General features: G+C 35.4%; 9 protein-coding genes. 6 read left to right on the forward strand and 3 right to left on the reverse strand.

The annotated features are described in order from the left end of the window. Positions 1–127: 127 nt before the first annotated feature. Genes ACEWK1_RS25960 through fdhD form a run of 3 tightly spaced genes read right to left on the reverse strand, consistent with a single transcriptional unit; the run spans position 128 to position 2,189 of the window. Complete coding sequence (locus ACEWK1_RS25960; protein WP_121662372.1) at positions 128–355, reverse strand: group-specific protein; 228 nt, start codon at positions 353–355, stop codon at positions 128–130. Positions 356–360: 5 nt separating this feature from the next. Beyond that, complete coding sequence (moaA, locus tag ACEWK1_RS25965; protein ID WP_373995125.1) at positions 361–1,386, reverse strand: GTP 3',8-cyclase MoaA; 1,026 nt, start codon at positions 1,384–1,386, stop codon at positions 361–363. Positions 1,387–1,394: 8 nt separating this feature from the next. After that, positions 1,395–2,189, reverse strand: a complete 795-nt coding sequence (gene fdhD, locus ACEWK1_RS25970) for a formate dehydrogenase accessory sulfurtransferase FdhD (RefSeq protein WP_121662370.1) — start codon at positions 2,187–2,189, stop codon at positions 1,395–1,397. 427 nt (positions 2,190–2,616) lie between these two features. Here fdhD and ACEWK1_RS25975 point away from each other — a divergent pair, with 427 nt between their 5' ends. The 6 genes from ACEWK1_RS25975 to ACEWK1_RS26000 all read left to right on the forward strand — a co-directional run. Beyond that, the gene (locus ACEWK1_RS25975) at positions 2,617–3,879 is read left to right on the forward strand and encodes an OFA family MFS transporter (RefSeq protein WP_212134099.1); all 1,263 of its coding nucleotides are present in this window, start codon (positions 2,617–2,619) and stop codon (positions 3,877–3,879) included. A gap of 74 nt (positions 3,880–3,953) precedes the next feature. Then, complete coding sequence (locus ACEWK1_RS25980; protein WP_098794773.1) at positions 3,954–4,313, forward strand: DUF2294 domain-containing protein; 360 nt, start codon at positions 3,954–3,956, stop codon at positions 4,311–4,313. Positions 4,314–4,621: 308 nt separating this feature from the next. Then, positions 4,622–6,982, forward strand: coding sequence for an FdhF/YdeP family oxidoreductase (locus ACEWK1_RS25985; RefSeq protein WP_121662368.1), 2,361 nt, complete (start codon positions 4,622–4,624; stop codon positions 6,980–6,982). A 123-nt stretch (positions 6,983–7,105) separates the two neighbouring features. After that, positions 7,106–8,779: a sigma-54 interaction domain-containing protein gene (locus tag ACEWK1_RS25990; protein WP_416636788.1), complete on the forward strand. Its 1,674-nt coding sequence runs from the start codon at positions 7,106–7,108 to the stop codon at positions 8,777–8,779. A gap of 213 nt (positions 8,780–8,992) precedes the next feature. Continuing rightward, positions 8,993–10,582, forward strand: coding sequence for a long-chain-fatty-acid--CoA ligase (locus tag ACEWK1_RS25995; protein ID WP_121662367.1), 1,590 nt, complete (start codon positions 8,993–8,995; stop codon positions 10,580–10,582). 13 nt (positions 10,583–10,595) lie between these two features. Beyond that, positions 10,596–11,016, forward strand: a 421-nt coding sequence (locus ACEWK1_RS26000) for a branched-chain amino acid ABC transporter permease (protein ID WP_416636789.1), incomplete at its 3' end; no start/stop codon positions are given.

The raw sequence follows: 11,016 nt of genomic DNA on the forward strand, positions 1-11,016 counted from the left end.
TATATGTCGTAATTCAATTATAATTCATATGTCCATTATAAGGGGGTTGAGCACTGTCACTTCCCGAATTTTGTCGAACACAAAAAGGATGGTTCACACCATCCTTTTTATTATATCTATATAACAATCACTGCACTAATTTTTCGATTTTATTCATCCGAGTTTTCTTTTCCTCTTCAGATGCTAAGTCATATTTTTTTAATAAGTGAAACAGTTCGTTTAGATCAGCTTGAGAAACTGAAGTAGACAAGAAATTGGAACACTTTTCAACTATACTAGTATCCATATAAGGAGTTTGTTCGTTTAGCTTTTTAGTAACATCATCAATTGTATGATCAATTTTACATGAACTCATCTAGTTTATCCTCCAATATGAGACATCTCAATTTTTTCACGCTTAGTCGATCGTTCACTTCGTTCAACAGAGTATTGATCTTTTCGTCCACTCCAAAGAGATGCTACATGATTGGCAAGCTCTTCATCCGTTTTCTCTGATCTAATTACATCGCGTAAATCATGACCTTTTGAAGCAAACAAACATGTATAAAGAGAACCACTTGCTGACAGACGAGCACGATTACATGTTGAGCAGAATGCATCCGAAACTGATGATATAACCCCGATTTCATCTTGTGAACCTACGTAACGGTAACGGCTTGCTACTTCACCTTTATAGTTTGGATCCACTGGTTCTAAAGGCATTTCCTTATGAATATCCTCTACAATTTGTTTTTTTGGATAAACATCTTGTAAGTTCCACTTATTTGTATTACCAACATCCATAAATTCAATAAAACGTAAAATATGACCTTTTTCACGAAAATACTTTGCCATAGGAATAATTTCATGTTCATTCATTCCACGTTTGACAACCATGTTGATTTTAACTTTTAACCCTGCTTCGGAAGCAGCATCTATGCCGTCTAAAACAGCTTTTACAGGTACACCTCGTCCATTGATTTTACCGAACACATCATCATTTAGGGAGTCAAGACTAATGGATACACGTTGTAAGCCTGCTGATTTAAGCTCTTTGGCGTATTTAGGTAAAAAGTATCCGTTCGTGGTCATCGCTATATCTTCCACACCGTTAATAGAATGAATGCGATCAATAAGAAAAGCCAAATCTTTTCTCATTAACGGCTCTCCACCCGTAATTCGAATTTTTTTAACACCTAGTGATTGAACAAAAACTTTAGTTAATCGCTCAATTTCTTCATAAGATAAAAGTTCATTTCTTTTTAAAAAAGGATAGTCTGGACCAAATATTTCCGCGGGCATACAATACGTACAACGAAAATTACATTTATCTGTTACAGAAATTCGCAAATCTCGAAGAGGACGATCAAAATAATCATAAACAGATTTGTTATTCTTCAATACGATTCCTCCCTCTATTTTTCGTTAATAATTCGTTCCGGATGGGAATAAACATTAAAGGAATTTCCTCTAATAAAACCAACAGCCGTTATATTTAGATCATTTGCTAATTTAATAGCGAGATCAGTTGGAGCAGATTTTGATAGAACAATACCAACACCAATTTTTGATGCCTTTACTAAAACCTCGGATGAAATTCTTCCGCTAAAAACAATAATTTTATCTCGCACAGAAATCTGATTCAAAATACTATATCCGTATAATTTATCTAAAGCGTTATGACGCCCAATATCTGTTCGGCTTACAAGCATTTCCTCTGGAGTACACAGTGCAGCATTGTGAACACCACCAGTTTCTTGAAAAACAACACTGCTTTCCTGCATAGCTTTCATAAGTGAAATACATTGGTCAGGTGTAAGTGTTTGTTTGCTTGTAGAGGTTTTTGATGTTTTTACATCATTTTGAAAATAAAATTGTCTGCTTTTACCACAGCAAGACCCAATAAAACGTTTCGAATAGTGTTGATGACTCGTAGTGACTTCTGAATGTAAGCTCACATAGGCATATCCTGCATTTTCATCAATTGAAATTGACTCGACTTCATTATAGAAACGAATGACACCTTCTGACGCTAAAAAGCCAATGACCATTTCTTCAAAATGAGTGGGTGTACATACCATTGTAGCAAATTCTTCATTATTCACAAAAATTGTTAGGGGAAATTCAGTTACAATATCATCGGTTGTTTCTACTAATTTTCCGTTTGTATATTTTATTATTTGTTGATTTATACTCATTTTCATATCCATATCATCTCACACCCGAATTCTAAGATTACTAAAATATAAACATAGTTTGATTTTTTAAACAAGTATTAAAGATTTCCTAGTGAAAAGTTAGGATAGCTAAAAGTAAAAAATTATTCTTGCGCATTAAAATAGAACATGGTAATATTTCGTTACAAAGTTCATGATTTTGTAACAAATTGCTTCCGAGATAGCGATCCTGTCATCGACTCAACTTGTTGCGAATTTGAAAGCGATTAACTGTTGGTCCGATAGTAGCGATTCCTGCTTGAAACTAACCGTCAATCACCTTTAAGATAGGCATTTATTTGTCATATTTTAATGGGATTGGCGGTTTTCTTTGTTTAACAAGATATTATTCTATTTATTTTGTTAAGATTTGATTTTACATCGTAGAAAATTTTTAATGCTTACCTAAGGGGATGACCACATGAAAAAGACAAAAAATCGTTGGCTGATTGCTGCATCTGCAGTAGGGATCCATATCTCAATTGGATCAGTGTATGCATGGAGTAATTTCACCAATCCATTAATGGAAGAGTTTGGATGGACAGCTCAACAAGTACAATTAACTTTTAGTATTGCTATTTTATTTCTTGGATTGTCCGCAGCGTTTTTAGGACACTTTGTTGAAAAATACGGTCCAAGAGCTGCTGGTTTACTTGCAGCTGGATTCTTTGGTGCTGGGATAATCGGTTCCGGTTTAGCGGTTAATCTAGGATCATTACCTTTCCTCTATGTTACATATGGTGTTCTTGGAGGAATTGGACTTGGAGTTGGATATATTGCACCTGTTTCAACGTTAGTAAAATGGTTCCCGGACCGTCGTGGCCTTGCAACTGGACTGGCTATTATGGGATTCGGATTTGCTGCTGCCATTGCAAGTCCAGTTATGGAGTCACTAATTAATTCGGTTGGTACAGCAAACACATTCTTTATTTTAGGTATTTCTTATTTAGTTATTATGACATTATCTTCATTATATTTAGAGAAACCACCAGTTGGTTGGGCTCCTAAAGGGTTTAATGAAAAAGGACAATCTGGAAAATCTAGAATCAAAGAAGATTTATCACAATTAACGGCAAATGAAGCAGTTAAAACATCAAGATTTTATTATCTATGGATTATGTTATTCATCAACGTAACATGTGGTATTGCCATTCTTTCTGCTGCAAAACCATTAGCTGAAGAAAGTATTGGTCTAACAACAGCAGAAGCTGCAGCATTAGTTGGTATCCTGGGAATATTTAATGGATTAGGACGTATCGGTTGGGCGTCAATTTCAGATTTTATTGGTCGACCAAATACGTATACAACTTTCTTCGTCTTACAAATTGTATTATTTGCCGTTTTACCACATACTACAGAAGCATTTTTATTCCAAGTTATGTTAGCAGTGGTATACACTTGTTATGGTGGAGGATTTGCAGCAATTCCTGCTTATATTGGCGATTTATTCGGTACAAAACAATTGGGTGCAATTCATGGATACATTCTTACTGCATGGGCTGCTGCTGGATTAGCTGGTCCAATGTTTGCAGCGTGGATGAAAGATACAACTGGAAGCTATGCAACTAGCTTAACTTTCTTCTCGGGAATGTTTGTAGTTGCATTAATCGTTTCTATTGTTATTCGTCGTGATATTAATAAGTTACGTCAACAACAAGTGTCAGGATCAAAAATAGCTGGATAAATAATACTTCCACAATGCACTGAGGTGTGGTAAAATACCTCATGCTAAAACCTGTCTACAGGTAGGAGGATATTATGAATAAGTATGAAGCAGAGTTTAGTAATATCGTTCGTTCTTTCCGAAAAAAGCATATGGGAAAAGGTCCGAGTAAAATCACAACAACCTTTTGTAAAAACTGGGCTATTTGTGAGATGGAGGGGAATTTATCACCTGTTGAAAAATTCATTGCCAGTGCTGATGAAGGAAAGCAAGCGTTACGATCTGCAAGAACTGAAATGGTTAAACAAATTTACAAGAAAAACCCTCCTATTGAAATGGAAGAGTTTTTAAACTGTAAATTCGTTGATTTGTTTGTAGATATTGATATTGACAGAGATTTTGGTATGTCGATCTTTGTTTTCGATGAAGACTTACAACAAAAATTCTCTAAATAAAAATAAAGAGTAATAATAAACATATTTATTCATTCAATTAAATAAATTGGTATGGCACTTAGTAGCGATCCTGCAAAAGACTAACCACCGTTTGACTCGCACATTCTTTGTACTATGAGTTTACGGTGGTTTTTTGTTTCATAGGCCATGCAGCGACACCGATCATCCAAGTTAGTTTGTTGAAACGAGTTAAAGAAAAATTAGCCTATCAATAAATCAATTGAATTAATGATAGGCTAGTTTTTCTAACTAATAACTCTATAGATAAGAAGATAAAAATTACAGGCAGAACGAGGAGTGAAATTCAAATGGGAGAGACAAAACATCAAGGACCTATAAAGGCAACAAAAGCACCGCAACCAAAGCACTGGGTAAGTCCAATTCCGTTTGGTCTAGGAAAGGTTAAACCACATCATTTTCGCGATACAATGAAAATAGCATGGGATAATAAAGATAATCTAGGTTATGCATCACGCATTTTAACAAAAGGGGTTTGTGATGGCTGTGCCTTAGGTGTGTCTGGCCTACATGATCAAACTTTAAAAGGGCCTCACATGTGTACAACTAGGTTAAATGTTCTTCGTTTAAACACGATGCCGGCATTAAAAGAAGAAATTGTACATGCAGATATTGATGAATTAAGAAAATATAGTAGTACTGAGTTAAGAAAATTAGGTCGAATTCCTTATCCGCTCATTCGACGTAAAGGAGAGAGAAAGTTCTCACGTATATCTTGGGATGAAGCGATGGATATGATTGCAAATAAAATGAAGCAATTGGATCCGAAACAGTATGCTTTTTACTTAACCTCAAGAGGAATAACGAATGAATCTTACTATGTAGCCGCAAAAGTATCTCGTTTTCTAGGAACAAACAATATTGATAATGCATCACGTATTTGTCATTCACCAAGTAAAACAGCATTAAAGCGTTCTATTGGTGTTGGAGCCTCAACGGTTAATTATCAAGATTGGTTTGGAACAGATGTATTATTATTCTGGGGTAGTGTTGCATCAAACGCATCACCAGTTTCAACAAAATATATGTTGGAAGCCAAAAAGAGAGGTACAAAAATAATTGTTGTTAATCCATACAGTGAGCCTGCGATGGATAAATATTGGATACCATCTAATATGGAATCAGCTTTATTTGGAACAAAAATTGCTGATGATTTCTATCAAGTAAACATTGGTGGAGATATTGCCTTCATGCATGGAATTATGAAGCACTGGTTCGAGATGGAAGAAAAACAATATGGTTCAGCGATTAATCATGAGTTTGTAGAAAAACATGTAAACGATTATGAAGAATTAAAATCACATGTTGAACAACAATCATGGGATGAAATTGTTAAATCATCGGGCATTTCAAAAGAAAGAATCATTGAATTATCTGATCTTTTAGCAAAAAGTAAAAATGCGATTTTTGCTTGGGCTCTAGGATTAACGATGCATTCATTTGCAACAGATAATATTTCACAAGTTGCAAACCTTGCACTCCTGCGCGGCTTCTTGGGACGTAAGAACAGTGGATTAATGCCTTTCCGCGGTCATTCCTCAGTACAAGGTTCAGGTGAAATGGGAGCTGATCCATTTGTTTTACCTGGTGGTGGATTTGAAGAAGAAAACGCCAAACGTATAGAGAAAATTTGGGGCTTTGAGCTACCAAAATGGCAAGGTGATATTGTAGGTGTTACACTTGAAAACATCGTCCTACCTGAAGATCATGAAAGAAAAATTAAGCTTTATTATTTATCAGGTGGTAACTTCCTAGAAACGATGCCAGATCCTGATTTTGTAGAAAAAGCATTATCAGAACTAGACATTCGAGTTCACCAAGATATCATTTTCAACACATCAACACTTGTTGATGCCAAAGAAGCAGTAATCGTTTTACCTGCTAAAACACGCTATGAACAAGAAGGCGGCGGAACATCAACTTCAACAGAAAGAATGGTCTATTTTTCACCAGAAATTGAAGGAAATAAAAATGAAATTAAAGAGGCCCGTGCAGAATGGAAAATTTACGTTGATCTTGCAAAACGTGTGAAGCCTGAAACTGCTCATCTTGTTGATTTTAAAACAGGTCAGGAAATTCGTGATGAAATCGCGATTGCCAACCGCGACTATAATGGCATTCAGCACTTGAAAAACGTAGGTGATGTTTTCCAATGGGGTGGGGCTTGGTTATGTGAAGGTGGAGTTTGTCCTACGCCAGATGGAAAAGGAAACTTGATTTCAGTTGAAATACCGGATCTTGGTAAAAAAGAAGGGCAATTTGTTGTCACGTCGCGTCGTGGTAAGCAGTTTAACTCAATGGTTTATAAAGAAAAGGATCCATTTAATGGGGCAGACCGTTACGATGTTCTTATGAATGCAGAAGATGCCAAACGTCTAAGTATTGCTGAGGGAGAAGGAATTGTCGTTTATAATGGCTTTGGTGTTTTCCAAGGAAAAGCAAAGTTCGTTGACATTGCAACAGGAAACCTAGAAGTGCACTTCCCTGAAGGTAACTTCTTATTACCACGAGGAAGATACGAAAAATTCGCCGGAATTCCAGATTACAATATTACAGTTACGGTTGAAAAAGCAGATCGCTACAACGCTCGTAAAGATGTTCAATATTTAGAAAAACGAGTGGAAGATTTAGAAGTAGATGCACCAATTTAATATTTTCATATAAAGACAGAGCAACATGTTCTGTCTTTTTTCTATGGTTTTTTTCCTTTAAAACCATTAATATTTAATTATGTAAGCGTTTTAAATTATACTATTTAAATAAGGGGTGAGGAAATGATTAAAACCGAAAATAGCTTAATGCTTTTTAATACAATCATAACATCAATAGATGGAAGCATTATAGATTTCCATTTTGGTCAAACAGATGAGTTAGAGAAATTCGTATGCTTACAAAAGAAAATGAAAGATTTATTTGATTTCTGGGAAGAGAAGGAATCAAATATGATCATTGCCTCAAAAAATACCCTTCAATACATACTTCTTTTTAAAGATTTTACAATAGAAAACCAGCAAAGAAGAATGTACATATTAGCCAACGGTGTGCAATGGTTTCGCCTTGAGGAGCGAATTAAGGAGCTTGATAAATCAAACCGTGAATTAGATGCAATTATCGAGAGCTCATTTGATGGAATTTATATTACTGATAAATTTGGCAACACACTAAAAACGAATTCTGCTATTGAAAGGATTACAGGAATTCCTAAGCATTATTATATTGGTAAAAATATTAATCATTTAATAAAAAGAGGGATATTAGAAGAATCTGTAACATTGAAAGTTATGGAGCAAAAGCGTTCAGTTTCAGTTGTTCAGCAAAATTTTAATCAAAAAGAAACACTAATGACGGGGAATCCTATTTTTAATGAAGAAGGTGAAATAGAAAAGATTGTCACGAATATTCGTGATCTTTCTGAATTAAATCAATTAAATAAAGAGCTAAAAAAAGTGCAACAGCTTAATGAGAAATATAAAGAAGAGCTTGATAGATTAAAATCATTTGCCATCCAAGACCCTGATATTATCCTCAAAAGTGATAAAATGATTGAGATTTATCAAATGATCGGCAGGCTTGCTAACTTTGATACAACGATTCTTGTTCTTGGTGAAACAGGAGTCGGAAAGGACGTGTTGGTTCGATTTTTATATCGCTCAAGTGACAGATTTAATGAGGGGCAACTTATAAAAGTCAATTGTGGGGCAATCCCAAATGAGCTTCTTGAATCAGAATTGTTTGGTTATGAAGGTGGCGCGTTTTCGGGGGCTAATAGGACAGGAAAAGTGGGGATGTTTGAATTAGCACATAATGGCATGCTTTTTTTAGATGAAGTTGGCGAAATGCCAATGGATCTTCAAGTAAAGCTGCTTCGGGCAATACAGGAAAAAGAAATTATGAGAGTAGGTGGCACAAAATCGAAAAAAGTGGATGTTCGGTTAGTGGCTGCGACAAACAGAGACTTAAAGGAAATGGTCAAAAATGGAAAATTCCGAGAAGATCTTTATTACCGATTAAATGTTGTCCCAATTTTCGTGCCTCCTCTTAGAGAAAGGCGTGCTGATATCCTTCCACTTGTTCATTATTTTTTAGAGCTGTACAAGAATAAATATTCAGTTGAAAAAGTGTTAGATAAAAAGATTAGTAACTTTTTTTATCATTTTGATTGGCCAGGCAATGTAAGGGAACTATCTAATTTATTAGAAAGACTTATTTTGACCGTACCAAACGAATACGTATCCATCAATGATCTGCCAGATGAATACCAACAAACAACATCAGATGAAGAAATTGTTCTTGAAGAAATGTCATTAAGAGAGATCGTAGAGCAAGCAGAGAAAACAGCACTAAAAAAAGCTCTGTTAAGATATAAAACAACTTATCAAATTGCTGAAAAGCTTCAAACAAGTCAAGCAACAGTTTTTCGAAAGCTACAAAAATACAATTTATCATAAATTCAAAAGTGAATGATCAATTCATTTTTAAATTACCATAGCTCCTAGTAAAACAAGAAGGTAACATACTCGGGTAAATCATTCCTGAATTAAGTGACAACTTGGTGAACAATTCACCTAGTTGTCACTTATTTTTTGTTTTGGCATGAAAATTGCTTAAAGTAAAGCAGTAAGGTTATGACCTTGATAAGAAGGAAATAGGGGGAATGGAATTTGAATAGACCATGGTTAAAGCATGTTGTTGAAGGAAATCCGGTTGAAATTGAAATACCAGAAATATCGTTACCTGATTTGTTTCAACGTTCTGTTGAAAAATATGAAAATAAGATTGCGGTCACATTCTATGATAAATCATATTCTTACTCACTTTTAAATGATTGTGTAAATAGAATGGCGAGTTCACTTACTAAACGTCAAGTAAAAAAAGGTGATCGAGTCGCAATCATGCTTCCGAATTGTCCTCAATATCCTATTAGCTATTATGCCAGCTTATTATGTGGGGCAACAATTGTACAAATTAATCCAATGTATCAATCATCTGAACTTCTATACGTCCTCAACGATTCACAGGCAAAGGTCATCATTGTTTTAGATCAACTCCTACCCGTAGTAGAAAAAATCTTAAATGAAACATCAGTTACTACAATCATTCCTGTTTCTTTCGAAAAAGAAAGCTTGTTTCATCAATTATTAAAAGATCCTGGTGATAGAATCCCTAATGAAAAGATTGATCCTATAGAAGATATTGCTGTTCTTCAATATACAGGAGGAACAACAGGACGTTCAAAAGGGGCAATGTTAACACATTATAATTTAGTAGCAAATACACTCCAAAGTGCTGCTACTGCACATGTTAAAACAAATACTGGGGAAGAGAGGGTTCTAACCATTTCTCCTTTATTTCACGTATATGGGATGACAAGTGCGATGAACCTTACTTTTTATAATGGAGGTAACTTGATTCTCGTACCTCGATTTGATGTGGAAGAGGTCGTGAAAATAATAGAAAAAACAAAGCCAACCTCATTTCCAGGTGTTCCAACAATGTATATTGCACTACTTAATTACTATAAAACCTATAAGTTTGATTTAAGCTGCCTTCAAACCTGTACAAGTGGTTCTGCCCCACTTCCTGTTGAAGTGATAAACCGTTTTAATGAAGTGAGCGGTACAAATGTTGCTGAGGGATATGGGTTATCTGAGGCATCGCCTGTCACACACCGTAATCCGATTTCTGGACTTCAAAAGCGTGGAAGTATCGGAATACCTATACCTAACACAGATGCTAAGATTGTTGATATAGCTACCGGTGAGCAAGATTTGTCAATTGGAGAGGTAGGAGAGTTAATTATAAAAGGACCTCAAATTATGAAAGGGTATTGGAATATGCCTGAAGAAACAGCTAATACGATACGTGATGGCTGGTTATATACTGGAGATCTGGCCATGATGGATGCTGATGGATTTTTCTATATTGTTGGACGTAAAAAAGAAATGATATTAGCAAGTGGATTTAATGTGTATCCGATTGAAGTGGAGGATGTGATTTACAGTCATTCAAAAGTGCTTGAGGCAGCTGTTATCGGAGTTCCAGATGAATACCGCGGTGAAACAGTTAAAGCAATTGTTGTTGCCAAAGAAAATGAAATAATAACGGAAGAGGAATTAATTCAATTCTGTCGAGATCGATTAGCAGCTTATAAAGTGCCAAAAGAAATTGCTTTTGTAGAGGAACTTCCAAAAACAGCGGTTGGAAAGATTTTGAAACGTACGTTAAAAGAAATGTATTCTGTATCCAAATAAGAGGAGGGAACACATGGATATTTTATTTCAGCAAATATTCAATGCACTTACAATTGGAAGCGTTTACAGTTTGGTTGCACTTGGATTGACATTAGTATATGGAATTTTGCATATTCCAAATTTTGCACATGGAGCTCTATATATGGTTGGTGGCTATATCACACTCTTATTTATGGAGAGCATGGGTATCCACTATTGGCTGGCGATTTTTATTTCGATTATTATCGTTGGCTTATTAGGCGTTGTTATGGAACGGCTAGTTTTTCATCCACTACGGAACGCACCGCCAATACATGACAAAATCGCAGCAATTGGAGTTCTCTTATTTTTGGAAGCTTTAGTTCAGTTAGTATGGGGTGCTGAATATCGCAGAATGTTATCACCTTATGATATTGTTGTAGATTTTCTAGGGCTAACTGTTACTGCACAAAGAC

This window comes from Metabacillus sp. YM-086, from assembly GCF_048059995.1.
Taxonomy (GTDB): domain Bacteria; phylum Bacillota; class Bacilli; order Bacillales; family Bacillaceae; genus Metabacillus; species Metabacillus litoralis_B.